This is a genomic window from Spirosoma taeanense (genome assembly GCF_013127955.1).
In the GTDB taxonomy this organism is placed as follows: domain Bacteria; phylum Bacteroidota; class Bacteroidia; order Cytophagales; family Spirosomataceae; genus Spirosoma; species Spirosoma taeanense.
Genome location: NZ_CP053435.1, coordinates 1,712,548 through 1,729,234 on the forward strand (window position 1 = coordinate 1,712,548; position 16,687 = coordinate 1,729,234).

Sequence of the window (16,687 nt, forward strand, 5' to 3'; positions counted from 1 at the left end):
TTTCAGGCTGTCCATAACCCCGTTGCCACTGGCTGCACCCGGCCGCCAATCCGAAGCTGGTAACGCCCATCGGGACCAAGCCGCCCATCGTGATAAAGCAGGGATGGACGCGGAATGGCATACCCCTGTTCGACGCGTAACTGCAGTTCGGTCGAGTCCAGTACGCGGTGTTTCAGCAGGTAAGCTAACAGACAACCGTTCGCGCTGCCCGTGGCCGAATCCTCCAGAACAGTAGCGTTCATGGGGTAGAACATCCGGCAGTTCAGGTCGTGCTGCGGCTCGTAGGTTTCCGTCGTGAAGACCAGACAGCCTAGCCGGTTCGTGCCAACATGGCGGTCGTGGTGCTTCAGAAAATCCAGGAATTTTCCCGCGTCTGGCTGGAGCGTATTCAGAATCGCACGACTCTGTACCGGCACGATCTGAAACATGATTCCTGTCGATACTTCCTCAACCGGGAGGTTCATCATCAGGTTGCCAGGCTGAATGCCCAGAAAGTCGGCGACATCGGCATGGGCATATGTCTGCCCGAAGGTGGGCTGCTTCTGTTCCATCCACAGGACGCCATCTTCGCCAAAATCAACCGGAATGTTGCCAACACCAAGTTTCAGCACAATCTGCCTGGGGGACGTTTTCAGCAGAGCCTCCCGAATCACGTAGGCGGTGCCGAGCGTGGGATGACCAGCAAACGGCAGTTCCTGATCGGGCGTGAAGATGCGCACTGCCACGGCGGTGTCCTGTAGAGTCCGGCGGTCAACGAACGTTGTTTCGGCGAAGTTTATTTCGCGGGCAATGGCCAGCATCTGTTCGCTGGTCAGCTCGCCGTCGTGTTCAACTACGGCGAGTTGGTTGCCCTGATATTTTGCTTCGGCGAAGACGTCAACAAGGTGAAAGGGAAATTGCATAGAATGAGAACGTTTGTTTACGGTCGGCGAATCTGCCACTGCCAGATCGGGCCGTCATCGGGCGAATCAAAGGCGTCGGTGAAGCTCATGCCACATCGTTTCAGCACGCGTACCGACGGATTCTCCTCCGCCAGCGTATGCGCCTGGACAATCCTGACTGCCGGGTGTTCAAAGGCCCGCTTTATCAGGGCGTCGGCGGCTTCGGTTGCCAGGCCCTGCAGGCGGTAATTGGGATAGATTTCGTAGCCGATTTCGACCATGCCCTGCTCGTCGGGTTTGCCTTTATACCCCCCCACGCCGGCGAGGGCGCGGTCCTGCCGGTGAATGAACAGATACAGCCACCAAGGAGCTTCGCTGGCGTCTTCCTGAAATCGATCGAAAGCGTATCGAAATGTTTCAATGTCAAATTCGCTCAACACTTCCGGAACGCTGATGTTCAGGTGGTGACCAAGCTGCGCCGACCCGGCAAAAAGAGCCTCATATATGGGCTGATCGGGTGGCAGAAGTAGTAAGCGGGGTGTGGTAATTGGCAACATACGGGCAATAATTGGCCCGAAGATGCGAAGAAATAGGAATCACCTGTCAGGTCGCAATCCGTAAAATGAAAAACTTGTCCCGTTAAATGCCAGCGAGACAGGCAAAATACCGATAAGAGAAATGAGAAACAGAAAGCCGGGTTCAACCCGGCTTTCTGTTTCTCATTTACCGGCACTTACGCCAATGGTTTCGGTCTGGTACTTATAGAGGTACTCGATCAGATCGGCCACCAGGCCAGTCCAGCCCGTCTGGTGACTCGCCCCCAGGCCAGTCCCCACGTCGCCGTGGAAATACTCGTAGAACAGATACAGGTCTTTGAAGTGCGGGTCATTCTGCATTTTCTCGTCGTTGCCGTAAGCTGCTATCCGGCCGCTGAAGTCGCGCCGGAAAATATTGATAAGCCGTTCGGTCACCTGCATGGTGGCTTCCTTTACGCTCATAACCTGCCCTGAATGCGTGGGGTACTCAACTTCAAAGTCGTCGCCGTAGTATTTATAGAACTTCAACAGGGAGTCAATCAGCAGAAAGTTTACCGGGAACCAGATTGGCCCGCGCCAGTTGGAGTTGCCGCCAAACATGCTCATTTCCGATTCGGCCGCTACGTAACGCACCTGAAAAATTTCACTGTTCAGCTCAAACTGATAAGGCGTCTTTTCGTGGTATTTCGACAGCGCCCGAATGCCGTAGTCGGACAGAAACTCGGTTTCGTCGAACATCCGTTTCAGGATCATCTTCATCCGGTGGCCGCGCAGCAGACTCAGCAGGTGAGTTTCGCCCTTGCCCGGCTCGTGCCAGCGCGAAATGAGCGAAGCGAGATCGGGCCGGTTGGTCAGCACCCATTCCACGCGCCGTTTGAAGTCGGGCAGTTTGGAGAGCAGTTCTTCGTCCAGAATTTCAACGGCGAACAGCGGAATGAGCCCAACCATCGACCGGATCTTAAGCAGCCGGGCGTTGTTATCGGGCGTGTGCAGTACGTCGTAATAGAACTGGTCAACCTCATCCCAGAGGCTGATGTTCTGCTTGCCGAGGTTGTTCATGGCCGATGCAATATGCAGGAAGTGCTCGAAGAACTTGCTGGCCATGTCCTGGTAGCTCGGTCGCGTCAGCGAAATCTCGCAGGCGATGCGCAGCATGTTCAGGGTATACATGGCCATCCAGCCCGTCCCGTCGGCCTGCTCAATACGTCCGCCCATGGGCAGTGGCTGGCTCCGGTCGAAGACCCCGATGTTATCCAGCCCCAGGAAGCCCCCGCCGAAAATATTATTGCCTTCAACGTCTTTCCGGTTGACCCACCACGTAAAATTCAGCAGGAGTTTATGGAATACCCGCTCCAGAAACGCTACGTCGCCGACGCCGTTCAGCTCTTTATCAATCTCGTATACCTTCCACGTTGCCCAGGCGTGGACGGGCGGGTTTACGTCGCTAAAATTCCATTCGTAAGCCGGAATCTGGCCGTTGGGGTGCATGTAATACTCGCGCAGAATAACCGCCAGCTGCCGTTTGGCGAAATTTGGGTCGAGTCGAGCGAGCGTCAGCGTATGGAAGGCCAGGTCCCAGGCCGCAAACCAGGGATACTCCCACTTGTCGGGCATGGACAGGATATTCGCCGTGTACATATGTCGCCAGGACTCGTTGCGGGCGTAAACGCGCCCCTGAAACGGCACTGGCATCTTGGGGTCGCCCTTGAGCCATTCGTTGACGTTGTAGTAATAAAACTGCTTGCTCCAGAGCATACCGGCGTAAGCCTGTCGCTGAATCGCCAGCAGCTCGGGGTCGGTTACGTTTTTCTGCAGATTGGCGTAAAAGGCGTTGGCTTCGTCCAGCCGCTGCTTGTAAATCGCATCAAAGTCATCGAAGGGTTGTGCCAGCGTGGTCTGGTCGCTGAACCGCAGCCGGATCGTGACGCTGCCGCCCGCCGGAACCACGCGCGTGTACTGCGCAGCCGCCCTAGTGCCGATTTGATTGGGGTTTATAAATCCTTTCTTGCCCCCCGACGTGATGAAGTTATTAATGCCATCTTTTGGATAGGCCGTTGAGTTGGGGCGGCCGTAGAGCCGTTCGGTGTTGGTGTCGTTATCGCAGAACAGCAGCGCGTCGGCGTCTTCGCAGTAGAGCTTGTATTTGCCCAGCAGTTTATGATTGACTTCGATCTGGTTGTTGGCAATGCCGTTGAGCATCGGCCGCGCGTTGTACTGCTCATAGCCCCATGACCACGTATTGCGGAACCAGATGGTCGGCAGCAGGGTCAGAGGGGCGTCAACAGCCGCCCGGTTATGGGCCGTTACGCTCACCAGCCAGTCGTTCTGATCGGCTTTGGCGTACTCGATGAAGATGTCGAAATACTCGTCCTGATCAAAAATGCCCGTATCCATGAGTTCGAACTCCGGCTGCTGGCGGTTTCTGCGTCCGCTCTCGATAACCAGCCGGTTGTAGGGGTACTCCTGCTGCGGATACTTATAGAGCATTTTCATGTACGAATGGGTGGGGGTGCTGTCCAGGTAATAATACAGCTCCTTAACGTCCTCGCCATGATTGCCTTCCGGACCCGAAAGGCCGAATAAGCGCTCCTTGATGATATTATCCTTATGATTCCAGAACCCCAGGGCGAAGCAAATATGCCCTTTGTTGTCGGAAATACCGCCAATGCCTTCTTCGCCCCAGCGATAGGCGCGCGAGCGGGCCATGTCATGGGTGACGTAGTTCCAGGCATCGCCGTAAGGACTATAGTCCTCACGAACAGTACCCCAGGCCCGATCCGACAGATAGGGACCCCATTTTTTCCAACCTTTATTATCGGCTCGTTCGTAGATGCGTTCTCGTTCGGCTATAACTGTCATTCTGGTAGTAATCTAGTCGGTGGGTGCTGATTTACAGATAAAACCAGCACCAAAGATAGTATGCATGCAGAGTAATTGCATGGAGAGTCCGGTCTGATTTTGGCGCACTTGTAAGGTATGTTGCAGTAAACCAATAGGATATAGTACTTGTTCGGGCCAGGCTGCCAGATTCGACTAAGTGGTAGTAAAATATGGTGAGCGGTTGAGAAAACCGCCTGACTCTTTAAATTTGATAGCTTTTATAAAATCATGGCCGTTATGCAATTGTTTAGTCGGTTTATACTATACGTAGCGTTGTTAGTTGTAGTTATGGCCTGCGGAGCGCTTCCAGCCGAAACCCCGTCACCAGCCGACACATTAGTAACGCGCAATCCCAGCATGGACCCCAAAGGGGATATAACCGGGTTTGTTACGCTGCATGACGAATTTGGCGTCCCGAAACCCGATAACGCGGGTATGATCGTATCGCTGGAAGGTGAACGCACTGCTTTTCCTGCCTCTACCCGACCCGAAGGACGGTTTGTAATTGGGAATGTTTTTGCTGGTAAATATAACCTAAGTTATAATAAAAATAATTATGGTAACTATAAGTTAATAAATATTTCTCACTCCGGTGGTTTAATGTCGACTATTGCTGAGCCTGTAAGCATCTGGGAGACGCCTAAAACGAAAATAGCTGACCTGGGTGTTAGCGTCAAGGGTTTGTCGTTAACATTCACTGGTATGGCAACACCTATCCAGCCGACTGGCACAAGCATAGATCATCAGCGCCGGGTGCGGCTTTTTTTCGGTCGCGATGAGAAAATAACCTTCCAGCGGTACGTAAGCTCCTTCAATCAGAGCCCTGTACCGCCGGGTGGTTCAGGAAACTTTACGGTTCAGCTATCGGCTGATGATCTGCTGGAGTTCAAACCGGGCGAGCGTGTTTATGTGGTCGCCTACGGCATCACGGCCATTGAAAACGCCTATGTCGATCCTGATTCGAAGTTGAAAATCTATTCGGGCGTAAACCCCGAGCCGTCTAATGTGGTGAGTTTTTTGCTGCCGTAAGTCGGGCTGTTTAGTTGTTGACAGCCGCCAGCACACGCTTGATCAAGTCGTTAGGATTGCCATTATGCCACCGCCACACGATGACGATGTCGTGTTCCGGATCAATCCAGATAGTGTTCTGACCCGCGCCGAGGGCCGCAAAACTCGAAGCGGGTGCGTCGGGCCAGGGTTTTCTGCCCGTTGAAGGATCAGGTGTGTTCAGCCACCACAGATACCCGTACGACGGACCAACGGGGCCGCGCGTGGTGGCCTGCTTCACCCAGTCGGCCGAGATGATCTGCCGGTCTTTCCAGCGCCCCTGCCGCAGAAACAGATACCCAAAGCGGGCTTCATCGCGGCTGTTGACCCACAGGCCACCGCCCCAGCGCGTTCCCCCGCTGACGGAAAGCATCCGTTTGCCGTCGACATCGGCAACAGCGTTCGGATACGCGATGTATCGCCAGGTATCCGATGCGCCGATTGGGTTCATGATTTCATCGCGGACAACCTCGGGCAGGGGTTTCTTCCAGAGCCGAAGCAGCGACAGCGCGAGCCGGTTGATGCGTACGTCGTTGTATTCGTAGTACGTACCCGGCTGTTGCAGGGTGCGGGGTTTCCGTTCGCCTTTGCCGAATGCTTCCTTACCCACAAAATCGCTGTTTTTTCCCCATAGTTCACCATTCCATTCGCTGGTCTGGCGGGCGTGGTGCTCCCACGTAATCGAGCGGTTCTGGGCCGACTCGTAGCCACCATCGTGAATAAGTTTGGCAACCGGGTCGTGGATATCCGGAATCAGTCCGCGCTCGATGGAGATACCCAGCACGGTTGACAGGACGCTCTTGGCCACGCTGTAGGTCGGGTCGGCCCGTTGCGTGTCGCCCCATTCGGCCACGATATAGCCGTGGCGCAGAACAATACCGTTGGTTTTGGCCCGGCTGGTGGGCATGGGACCGAGCAATTTGCCGAATATTTCTTCCTGGGTCGAAAAATTAGGCGTCATCTGGGTTGTTTCCTGGGTTCTGGCGAAGGCTACGGCCGAGTCGAGCAGAGCCGCATTCATACCTACTTTGGCCGGCGGCCGATGCGCCCACTCATCGCCCTTTGGCGGAAAGTAGGGCGCATCGGTCTGGGCTGGCCGGTGGCAGGATGCCAGGCAGACCAGGACAGGAAATAGGTAAATAAGCCGTAATTTCCGTTGAAGACGGGGCATCGCCTGTTGGTTAAAAGTCATTGAGAGCTTACGGCTTATCGTTCCAGCTTAAAGCCTTCATCGACCCGCACGCGCTGCGGGCGGTTGGCCACGTCCCAGCCCGTCAGGTACATCCAGCGGGTCATATTCGTTAGTTTCGGCACGTTAATGCGCTCGGGTTCGTCTTTCGGAGTGTGGTAATCCGGATGCAGCAGGGTTGTGAAGCAGATGGCCGGAATGTTCAGCCGGGCGTAGGGGAGGTGGTCGCTGCGGAAGTACCAGCCTTCGGGGTGATCGGCTCTATCCCAGAGCGTATCGAGTTTAAACTTCGTCAGCGCCTGGTTGGCGGTCATGGCACTGCTGACCAGGTCAAGCGAGTTGCGGTGCGGGAGCTGCGAACCCAGCAGGGCCGCGCTGTCGGGCGCGTTACGGCCCATCATCTCGCCGTTCAGCACCGCTACGATCGATTCAAGCGGAACGGTTGGGTGCGCCGAATAATACCGCGACCCCAGCAGGCCGCGCTCCTCAGCACCATGGAAAACAATCAGGGCCGACCGTTTGGCGGGTTTCTGGGCGAACGCCCGCCCGATGGCCAGGGCAGCCGCGCAGCCCGTGGCGTTGTCGTCGGCACCGTTCCAGATCGAATCGCCGGCGACGGCCCGCCGAACCCCGTCGTGATCCTGGTGGGTGCTGAACAGAACGTATTCGTTTTTCAGCTTAGGATCGGTTCCGGGCACCTTCGCTACAATATTGACCGACGGATAGTTGAAGCTTTCAACATTAACGACGTTGGTTAGCTGCTGCCCCGGCTGTTTAATCCACTCCAGAGCGCTCGACGGCAGCCAGATGGTGGGAGCCTGCGAAAAAACGCGCGTGTTCGGTCCGCCCGGCAGGTCGTAACGACCGCGTTCCAGACCCGTTGTCCAGCGTTCGAAATAAAATTGCGCCGGTTGGTTCGACACCCAGACAACCGCCTGCGCACCGGCTTTGATCAGTTCGGCGGCCCGCCGGGCCATCGTGCCGAACAGAAAACGCCGGTAACTTAGCTCGGCCGGGGGTGTTCCCGAAAACTCGATGGCAACGGCCTTTCCTTTGATATCTGCCTTCGCCAGATCGTCGGGTGTGCCTTTGCCCACAAACACCAGGGGCGCATCGACCGACGCAATAGCCGGCGCCAGAATAAACGCATCCTGACCGTGGGTCAGCGGGTGGTTACCGATACTGAGCCGGCTGGTTTCAGTAATCCGCGTCCGCTGAATATGAAAAAACTGAAAATACGTTCCGTCGTCGCCGGCCGGTTCCAGACCCATCGCCCGCAATTGTTCGGCAATCCAGACGGAGGCTTTCAGCTCATCCAGCGTACCGGCTTCCCGGCCCCGGAAGTGATCGCCCCCCAGGGCAAACAAATCGCGTTTGACGTCGCTTTCGGTGATGGACGAAAGGGCGTTGCCCGATTGAGTTTTATTGACTTTCGACTGGGCATGGCTCGCGACGACTCCCAGACTGAGCGTCAGGAGAAGCAGGCTGGTGAGCTGACGTATGGATTGAAACGTAGGAAAGCGCATTCGTTCGGTTGATTGAAATGACATTGGTAAAGACAAAGCTACTCCCTGCCGGGCAATGAGTGAAGCATTTTTGCGCCGGAATTGGCAATTCAGAAAGATTAGACCGCAAAAACTAGCTAATCCCGCTCTGGTTTAAGGCACTTTTGGCGAAAGATGGTATCTTGCCCAACGAAACCTGCACTGATTCGATGCACTACGTGATTCATGCCTACGACCATACCGGCCCCGATGCGCTCGACCGGCGTATGGCCGTCCGGCCTAACCATCTCGACTACGTCCGCGACCTAAAAGCGAAAGGTCAGTTTCTACTTGGCGGAGCGTTGCTTGATTCCGAAGGGCGCATGATTGGCTCCATGCTTATTCTGGATTTGGACACCGAAGATCAGTTAACCGAATACTTACAGACCGACCCGTATATTGTGCAGGGCGTCTGGGATCGGATTGACGCCAAACCGTTTCGGAAAGCCGACGTATAACTTCGCTCAACATCCCTGTTATCCGGGGCGGCATCAGCCTCGAACGAATTTACTGACTTTGATACACGCAGCTATATTTGATATGGACGGCCTACTGGTGGACTCTGAGCCCCACTGGCGGGCCGCCGAACGGAATGTGTTCGGTCAGGTTGGCCTGAACCTGACCGATGAGGAGTGCAAACGCACAACGGGCCTGCCCATTCCGGCCGTGGTTGATTACTGGTATGTCCGCCATCCGTGGCCCGAGCGACCAGGGCAGACTAAAGGTGAAATTGCCGACGCCATCACTGCCGGAGCCCATGATCTGATCGGCCGGTTTGCCGAACCAATGCCGGGGGCTATTGCAGTACTGGAGTTTTTCGGCCAGCAGGGTATCCCGGCGGCTATTGCATCGGCTTCCCCCATGAGCCTCATTGAGCTGGTGGTTCGGCGGCTTAACATCGGCGCTTATCTGACGCTGTGGCATTCCGCTACGCTGGAAGCCCGCAACAAACCCGCGCCGGACGTGTACATCGGAACGGCGCGTAAACTGGGCGTAGCCACCGCCGATTGTCTGGCGTTTGAAGATTCGGGAACGGGCCTGTTATCGGCGCATTCGGCGGGCATGCACACGGTAGCCGTTCCGGCCGATTTTGAGTACGACGACCCAAAATTTGACCTGGCTACGTTTAAGATTCCTTCATTAACCGCATTTGACCAGACATTTTTCGATTCGCTGACCCATTAACTTTCCTTTTCCTAAAGCCCGATGCGTATTTATCAACTCGATGCATTTACCAGCCGGCTGTTTGCCGGCAATCCGGCCGCTGTTGTACCCCTGACGAATCAGGGCGGCTGGCCATCTGACGAGCAGATGCAGCAGATTGCGGCCGAGAATAACCTCGCCGAAACCGCTTTTTACACAAAAACCGAGAGCGATGCTCATTACCACATCCGCTGGTTCACGCCTACCGTTGAAGTTGACCTCTGCGGTCATGCCACACTGGCAACGGCATATGTCGTGTTTTTTCTGGAAGAGAAACCCGATACCGACCAAATCTTTTTTGACTCGCGAAGCGGGGCGCTGAAAGTATGCCGGGGCGAAGACGGCTGGCTCACGCTCGACTTTCCGGCGGATACTGCCCACAAAGCCAATGTACAGCCGCCTGCGCTGCTGGCCAGCCTGACCGAGAAACCGCTGGCGATCTATAAAGGAAAAACCGACTACATGCTGGTTTATGAACGGCAGGAGCAGATTGAAGCCCTTGATCCCGACTTCCGCGAAATGAGTACCGTTCCCGCGCGCGGGGTTATCGTAACGGCACCGGGTACCGATGACGTCGATTTTGTTTCCCGATTCTTTGCCCCGCAGTCGGGTATCGACGAAGACCCCGTAACCGGCTCGGCCCATACGACGCTGGTGCCTTACTGGGCCGAACGACTGGGCAAAACCGAACTGACGGCCCGGCAGCTCTCGGCCCGGGGCGGCCTGCTGAAATGCAAGCTCAACGGCGACCGGGTGGATATTGCCGGGCAGGTGCAGCTTTACCTCACCGGCGAGATCGTGAATTAACACAGGCGTAAGCTAGACCAGGGATAGACATAATCTAACTTAGTCATCTGCAATATTTAGGGGGAAATAATGCGCGTGCGCTGGAAAATTTTAGCGTTTAAGAAATTCTGTTGGCTATTTGTTTGTAATTGGTCTAAATAACTCTATTTTTGTAGAGTAAATAGGCAATAGTGAATGAACGCTGACGTAAACAATGCTGATTACCAGTTGGTAACCGATTTTTCGAAGCAGGTAATGCAGTTCAATTCCTTCGTAGGACAGGAGTGTGTGCTGAAGAAGTGCTGCAAGAAGTATAAAAAAAGTAAGCGCTGTAAGAAGTGCCCGGATTGATAATGTAGGGTGAGTACATCGATCAGAGCGAAGTCAGATGGGCCTAAGTAGCCGTTTTTTGTCATCTTCGCCGGATGGAATTACGTTACGAACGCTACGACGGTCTGCCGCCCGAACCCCTGCTTTGTTCGCTGCTCGATCTGCTGGCTGGCGTTTTCGGCAACCAGACCCAGGCCGAGCTCTTCTCTGAACTCACTTATCAGTTTTCCCGAACTCCTGGCCTGACGTTCCTGGCGATCGACGATGGGCAGGTCGTTGGCTGTAAACTGGGCTACGAACGTAAACCAGGGCATTTTTATAGTTGGCTCGGCGGTGTCCATACCGCTTACCGGGGCCGGGGCATCGCCAGAGAGCTGATGCATCGGCAGCACGACTGGTGCCGCCAGCAAAACTACCATACCGTTCGGACCCAGACCTATAACCAGTGGCGCGCCATGCTCATTCTCAACCTGCGCGCTGGCTTTGATATCATCGGCACCCAACAGGGCAAACAAGGTCTGACGATCATCCTCGAAAAGCGATTGTGAGGAACCCCCCGGCTGGCTTAATTGTCCTATGGAGAGATGCATCTTTATCTTCACATACCGTTCTGCAAGCAGGCCTGCCACTACTGCGACTTTCATTTCAGCACGAACCTGAGTCAGAAGTCGGCTCTGGTCGATGCGCTCTGTGCCGAGATTATTCAGCAAAAAGATTATCTGCCTGGGAAGGAGCTAACAACCGTTTATTTTGGGGGCGGTACGCCCTCGCTGCTGACGGAGTCGGAGATCGCGCAGATTTTTGAGACTATCCACGCGCAGTTTACACTGGCACCCGACGCCGAAATTACGCTGGAAGCCAACCCCGACGACCTGAACGAAGTTGCTGAACGCTCCGGCAAACTCAGGTTGCTGCGCCGGTACGTCAACCGCCTGAGCGTGGGGATTCAGACGTTTGACGAAGCGACACTCCGCTGGATGAACCGCGCCCACTCGGCTGCCGAAGCCCTGAGCTGTATCGGGCGCGTCCGGGAGGCCGGTTTTGAGAACCTGAGTGTAGATCTGATTTACGGCATTCCCAACCGGGACGCGTCGCTCTGGCAGTTTGATTTGCAGACGATGCTCGCGCTCGACGTACCGCACCTGTCGGCCTATGCGCTGACCATCGAACCCGATACGGCCTTCGGACGATGGCAGCAGAAAGGCAAGCTGCCCGCTATTGATGAGAACCTGGCCGCCGAACAGTTTACCGACCTGACGCGGGCATTGACCGGAGCCGGTTACGAACATTACGAAATCTCGAACTTTGCCAAACCCGGTCGGTACGCCCGGCACAACACCGCCTACTGGCAACGTCGGCCGTATCTGGGCGTCGGGCCGAGCGCGCACTCCTACAATGGCCATAGTCGACAATACAACGTAGCCAATAATGCGCGGTATCTGGCCGCGATCCGGCAGGGTAGCCTGCCCGCTACCGTTGAGGAACTGACGCCAGCCGATCAGGTTAACGAATACCTGCTGACGGGCCTGCGCACGCAGTGGGGCTGTTCCCTTACCGAACTGGATACTTTGTTGGGAAGCGATTTTGCCAACCGGCAGGCCCGCGATCTGGCAACGCTCTATGCCTCAGGCTGGCTCAGCCGCAACGGCGACCGCCTGCGGCTGACGGATGCGGGCAAGCTGTTTGCCGACCGGGTAGCCGCCACGCTGTTCGTGGACTAACCCCTGGATTAACCGGTACATGACGAGTTAGTCAAAATTTTAGAGGAAAGCAGAAATTTCGGGTTTCATTAGGCAAAAATGTTCATTTTCGCGCAACAGTCCTGATTGTATGCCTCCGCAACGTCCTACGAACACGTTCCGAAATACGCCCCCGCAGCCCCGCCCCAAAGCCGGCCATTCGTCGACTCCGCGTTTGCAGAAGGCTGGCCGCTGGCAGCAGGCCCGCCGGTTCATCCGGGAGCGGCCAATGCTCGAACGGGTCTACTGGATTGCGGTGAAAGTGTTTCTGTGGCTGTTTTTCAGCTCCATTGGCTACGTCATTGTTCTGAAATACATTCCGGTCTGGATAACGCCCCTGATGGTATCGCGCTGGATGGACACCATCGGGACGGACGAAAGCAGCAAGCTATACAAAACGTGGCGTTCCTACGACGAAATCAGCAAGGAAGCTGCATTAGCGGTCGTGGCCTCTGAAGATCAGGCGTTCCCGACTCACTGGGGCTTCGATTTTGATGAAATTCAGGACGCCATCAAAGAAAACCAGCGTCGGAAACGGCCCCGTGGAGCCAGTACGATCTCCCAGCAGGTCGCCAAGAACGTTTTTCTGTGGAATGGCCGCAGTTATATCCGCAAGGGGCTCGAAGTGTACTTTACGGCGCTGATTGAGCTGATCTGGGGTAAGAAACGTATACTGGAAGTGTACCTGAACGTAGCCGAAACCGGACCGATGACCTTTGGCGTGGAGGCTGCATCGCAGCGATTCTACGGGCATTCGGCGGAGTCGCTCTCGCGCAGCGAAGCCGCCCGGATTGCGGCCGTTCTGCCCAACCCGCGTTTGTTCTCTATCCGAAATCCGTCGAATTATATCCTGCGCCGAACCCGGCAGATTACCCGGCAGATGCGCTACCTGGGCGGTCAGAAATATATCCGGAATCTGTAAGACAAACGGGCGGAACGTGTTATACCCCTAGTTCCACGCTGGGGTCCCACAGCCGCGTTTTAAAATCCACCACCCGGTCGTCCTTGACCCGAACGCCCTCGTCTTCCAGGAGTTGCTGCATGACGGTTGGCCCGCCAAAGAAATGCTTCCCCGACAGCACGCCGACGCTATTGACCACCCGATGCGCCGGTATGCCGTGGCCGTGCGAGGCCGTCATGGCCCAGCCGACCATGCGCGCCCCCGCCCGCAGACTCAGGTACCGGGCGATGGCACCGTACGTCGTGACGCGCCCTGGCGGAACCTCCCGCACAACCCGGTACACTTCCTTGAAATAGTCTTTCTCCTCCAGCATAACAGGCGGGTGCCGGTTCTTAACGACCGGCACCGCTGAGGTTGTTATTCGATCATTTCCTTGTTCTCAATCTGGTCCACCAACTGGTTGTACCATTCTTCGCCGTAGGCCCGGATGAGCGCTTCGCGGACGAATTTGTAGATGGGTACGTTCAGCTGTTCGCCAAAGCCACAGGCAGGGCTGCAGATAGGCCAGCGATCGTAATTCAGGGCGTGGAACGATTCGTATTTGGTTACGCGAATAGGGTAGAGGTGGCACGACAGCGGTTTTTTCCAGTCCACTTTGCCATCGTTGTAGGCTTCTTCGATGCCGCATTTCAGAATTCCGCGCTCGTTCCAGGTGGCGTACACGCACTCCCGACCGCCAACGGTGGTGGTCACGAAGCCACCCTCTCCATCAGATTCGTAGCCGCCCCGCTCTTCAATAACCCGAATTCCTTCGGGCGACAGGTAAGGCTTTACGTCCTTATAAATACGGTCCAGAATAGCCGGTTCATCGCCTTCCAGCGGAGCGCCCATATCTCCTTCCACACAGCACGCGCCTTTGCATTTGTCCAGGTTGCAGACAAAGAATTTTTCGGCTACGTCGTCACTGATGCAGGTGTTGTCAATCAGTATCATTCAGGTTAAAGCGGGTAATCGTCCGCAAATTGTCGTTTACAGCCGCGGGCGTTTGCCCGCGTCACCGCGCCAGCATGAGCGACCCGCGCAGGGGCTCAGTATCGGGCGACAGTTTCAATACGTAAAGATACATCCCGGCGGGCAAAGGTACGCCATTGTACTGTCCATCGAAGGGAATCAGGTACCCACTGCGGGAATAATAAACGACCTCGCCCCATCGGCTGAAGATGGTTATCTGCGCCTGCGGAAACGACTCAATCCCGGGTAGTTTCCAGGTGTCGTTCATCTGGTCGTTGTTGGGCGTAAAGGCGTCTGGAATACTCAGGCGTGACTGAAGCAAAATGCGTACGGAGGCCTCGCCCGTGCAGCCCGACGCGTCTTTTACCCGGATGGTGTAGGTAGTGTCGTTCTGCGGGAAGGTGACCGTTACGGTAGCCTGCAGGGGATTACTAAGCCAGACGGTCGGTGTCCAGCTATAGGTGAAGGGTGCTGTGCCGTTCACGACAGGTTCCAGCGTAACAATCCCCTGTTTGCTGGTAACAATCCGGCCTGGCAACTGTACGGTGGGCGGCTGATTGACCCGAACAATTCGCTGGGTGGCATCGCCGGGGCAGCCGTTGGTAGCCGGGGCTGCGTAGGTGATGCGGTGCACACCCAGACCTGCCGTTTTCGGGTCGAACGACGAGCCGCTAACGCCCGGCCCGCTGAAGACCCCGCCCGCCGGGGAGCCGCGCAGACTGACAACTGAACTAGCCGAACCGCAGAGCGGAGGAATGGAGTCCAGCGTTGGTTTCTGGCGCGTCTGTACCGTAATGGTCAGCGGACTTGAACTGCCCCGGCAGCCGTTGGCATCGGTGACCGTAACCGAATAGATACCCGCCAGTTTGGCCGAGTAGGTCGGGCTAACTGCACCGGGAAGCTGCGCACCGTTGTAAAACCATTGATAGGTTGCACCGCCCGCGGCCGTCAGCCGGAGCGAGTCTCGTTCGCAGAGAACGTTGCTGGGGTTGGCCGAACTGACGGTAGCAGTCGGGCTGCTGGCCTGCGTCAACGTAATGGCGTCGGTCTGGGTAACGCAGCCGGTGGTGTTATCCTTTACACTGGCGTAGTATTCTCCCGGTTTCGAAACGGTCTGCGTATTGCTGTTCAGGCCGGAGATTACCGTCTCGTTCCAATACCAGGTATAGGTAGCGGGCAACTCAGGCGCTTTCAGGACGAGGGCGTCGGAGCCGGGGCAGAGTGCTGTTTTGGCTGGTCGCTCGAGCCTAATGGGCTGATTGAACGACCGAACTGTCAGCGACCGCGATGTATTCGGCTGGCCGCAGTTGCTGGTAAACGAGTTGACAACCGTGTAAACGCCCACGGCCGTTACGCTCAGCGTTGGCGACGTAGCGCCGGGAATGGCCACGCCGTCTTTCTGCCACTGGTACTTCCAACTGGCGTTCTGTTCGGCCTGGAGGGTCAGGCTATTGTTATTGCATAGAATCCCTTCAACGGCCGTAGTCGGATAATTGGCGATGGTAGCATTGGGAACCGGAGGTTTTTCGGGCGGGCAGTCGATCGCAACCAACTGATAATCCTGGCGAACTTCCCCAATTTTCTGGCCGCTACGGTACTCCTCTACTTTCACGGAAAAAGTAAAGCGTCCTACGCTGGTAGGCGTTAGGGTTAACAGACCAGTTGTCCGGTCTAATTGTACCGCCGGACTACCCGGAATAGGATTCGTTGCGGAAAAGCCAGTTGCAAATTGCGTTTCGGGAAACGGCCCCGGAATCAGGCCATTTGAAATCAGATTGCTACCTGCTGTTACGTTGCCTTTAAGGGGCGAAGTGAGCGAATACCGGAGTTCATTTCCATCAGGGTCAGTGGCCGCACAGGAGAACGTAAATGGCCGGTTAATGCACATAAAATCTGCTTTGATTGGCAGAAAGGCGGGCGACGAATTGGTACTGGTTGCACCACTCATGGGCGGAAATTCGAGGTAGTACGTAAAGCCTGCGCGGTCGGGCAGGGCAGGGTAGCGCAAATTCGTAATGCCGTTGCTGCGGCAGCAGTCCTGATTGGAAACGTAATAGCCCTCAGAATCATTGTATTTACCAGGGTCGAGCCGCACTTCACGCTCATATTCCACAATACCCCAGTTGGTTGATTGAGTACTGCCCGTACAGGCGGTGTTATTAACCGGAACACGGGGGAGACTAGTCCTATTGGTGCTTGACGCGTTGGCGAACAGGGAGTCAATCCGCTGGTTGTCACGCTTTTGAAAAATGACGAACAGAAGCTGGGGTGTAATGCTTTGCGTACCGCGATCCAGGTCGTAATAGTACGTCAGTTTTATTCGATAATGACCCGGCTCCTGATTAACGTTGGTCATCTGCATATGCCCGCCGACGATGTGATCTGCGTTCGCCGGTCGCATGGACAACGCAAGCAACACAAAGATTCCGCAAAGACGTAGAAACCAGTTCATTCGGAGATATAATTGGATAAAATTTTGATCAATAGCTTTTTAGATTGCAGAAAGCCTGATCTCGGTGTTTGAATTTACGCAGATTGCCCTACCTATACGCTTAAATCAACGGAGCGGCCCGTACTCCCTGTTGAATATCTATTGAACGGTTAGCTAAGCAAAAAGCCGCCTGAGATCGTCAGAGCGGC

Annotated in this window: 15 protein-coding genes; 7 read left to right on the plus strand and 8 right to left on the minus strand. The window is 55.6% G+C overall.

The window, feature by feature from the left end; all coding sequences use genetic code 11:
- Positions 1 to 2: 2 nt before the first annotated feature.
- From HNV11_RS07270 to HNV11_RS07280, 3 genes are all read right to left on the minus strand, one after another.
- Positions 3 to 902 (minus strand): PhzF family phenazine biosynthesis protein, encoded by a 900-nt coding sequence (locus tag HNV11_RS07270; protein ID WP_171739044.1) that lies wholly within the window; start codon positions 900 to 902, stop codon positions 3 to 5.
- Between the two features lie 17 nt (positions 903 to 919).
- Entirely contained in the window at positions 920 to 1,438 is a 519-nt protein-coding gene (locus HNV11_RS07275; protein ID WP_171739045.1) for a GNAT family N-acetyltransferase, read from the minus strand.
- 162 nt (positions 1,439 to 1,600) lie between these two features.
- Positions 1,601 to 4,276 carry an MGH1-like glycoside hydrolase domain-containing protein gene (locus tag HNV11_RS07280; RefSeq protein ID WP_171739046.1) on the minus strand — a complete coding sequence of 892 codons (2,676 nt, stop codon included), beginning with the start codon at positions 4,274 to 4,276 and terminating at the stop codon, positions 1,601 to 1,603.
- A gap of 258 nt (positions 4,277 to 4,534) precedes the next feature.
- Here HNV11_RS07280 and HNV11_RS07285 point away from each other — a divergent pair, with 258 nt between their 5' ends.
- Positions 4,535 to 5,326 (plus strand): hypothetical protein, encoded by a 792-nt coding sequence (locus tag HNV11_RS07285; protein ID WP_171739047.1) that lies wholly within the window; start codon positions 4,535 to 4,537, stop codon positions 5,324 to 5,326.
- A gap of 10 nt (positions 5,327 to 5,336) precedes the next feature.
- On the opposite strand, the gene HNV11_RS07290 is transcribed toward HNV11_RS07285, so the two are convergent.
- Both HNV11_RS07290 and HNV11_RS07295 read right to left on the minus strand, forming a co-directional pair.
- Positions 5,337 to 6,515 carry a serine hydrolase domain-containing protein gene (locus tag HNV11_RS07290; protein WP_171739048.1) on the minus strand — a complete coding sequence of 393 codons (1,179 nt, stop codon included), beginning with the start codon at positions 6,513 to 6,515 and terminating at the stop codon, positions 5,337 to 5,339.
- Between the two features lie 35 nt (positions 6,516 to 6,550).
- Positions 6,551 to 8,059, minus strand: a complete 1,509-nt coding sequence (locus HNV11_RS07295; protein ID WP_171739049.1) for a M28 family peptidase — start codon at positions 8,057 to 8,059, stop codon at positions 6,551 to 6,553.
- 188 nt (positions 8,060 to 8,247) lie between these two features.
- Between HNV11_RS07295 and HNV11_RS07300 the strand changes: the two genes are divergently transcribed.
- The 6 genes from HNV11_RS07300 (at position 8,248) to mtgA (ending at position 13,057) form a co-directional block, all read left to right on the plus strand.
- Positions 8,248 to 8,535, plus strand: a complete 288-nt coding sequence (locus HNV11_RS07300; RefSeq protein WP_171739050.1) for a YciI family protein — start codon at positions 8,248 to 8,250, stop codon at positions 8,533 to 8,535.
- A gap of 82 nt (positions 8,536 to 8,617) precedes the next feature.
- Positions 8,618 to 9,262 (plus strand): HAD-IA family hydrolase, encoded by a 645-nt coding sequence (locus HNV11_RS07305; protein ID WP_240163820.1) that lies wholly within the window; start codon positions 8,618 to 8,620, stop codon positions 9,260 to 9,262.
- Positions 9,263 to 9,283: 21 nt separating this feature from the next.
- Entirely contained in the window at positions 9,284 to 10,087 is an 804-nt protein-coding gene (locus HNV11_RS07310) for a PhzF family phenazine biosynthesis protein (RefSeq protein WP_171739052.1), read from the plus strand.
- A gap of 404 nt (positions 10,088 to 10,491) precedes the next feature.
- Positions 10,492 to 10,944 (plus strand): GNAT family N-acetyltransferase, encoded by a 453-nt coding sequence (locus HNV11_RS07315; RefSeq protein WP_171739053.1) that lies wholly within the window; start codon positions 10,492 to 10,494, stop codon positions 10,942 to 10,944.
- A gap of 36 nt (positions 10,945 to 10,980) precedes the next feature.
- The gene (gene hemW, locus HNV11_RS07320; RefSeq protein ID WP_171739054.1) at positions 10,981 to 12,117 is read left to right on the plus strand and encodes a radical SAM family heme chaperone HemW; all 1,137 of its coding nucleotides are present in this window, start codon (positions 10,981 to 10,983) and stop codon (positions 12,115 to 12,117) included.
- Between the two features lie 109 nt (positions 12,118 to 12,226).
- Positions 12,227 to 13,057 (plus strand): monofunctional biosynthetic peptidoglycan transglycosylase, encoded by an 831-nt coding sequence (gene mtgA / locus HNV11_RS07325; protein ID WP_171739055.1) that lies wholly within the window; start codon positions 12,227 to 12,229, stop codon positions 13,055 to 13,057.
- A gap of 19 nt (positions 13,058 to 13,076) precedes the next feature.
- Here the strand turns inward: mtgA and HNV11_RS07330 are convergent, their stop codons facing one another.
- The 3 genes from HNV11_RS07330 to HNV11_RS07340 form a co-directional block, all read right to left on the minus strand.
- Positions 13,077 to 13,409 (minus strand): MGMT family protein, encoded by a 333-nt coding sequence (locus HNV11_RS07330; protein ID WP_171739056.1) that lies wholly within the window; start codon positions 13,407 to 13,409, stop codon positions 13,077 to 13,079.
- A 44-nt stretch (positions 13,410 to 13,453) separates the two neighbouring features.
- Entirely contained in the window at positions 13,454 to 14,029 is a 576-nt protein-coding gene (locus tag HNV11_RS07335; RefSeq protein WP_171739057.1) for a DUF3109 family protein, read from the minus strand.
- Between the two features lie 61 nt (positions 14,030 to 14,090).
- Positions 14,091 to 16,499 carry a gliding motility-associated C-terminal domain-containing protein gene (locus tag HNV11_RS07340; protein ID WP_171739058.1) on the minus strand — a complete coding sequence of 803 codons (2,409 nt, stop codon included), beginning with the start codon at positions 16,497 to 16,499 and terminating at the stop codon, positions 14,091 to 14,093.
- Positions 16,500 to 16,687 lie beyond the last annotated feature (188 nt).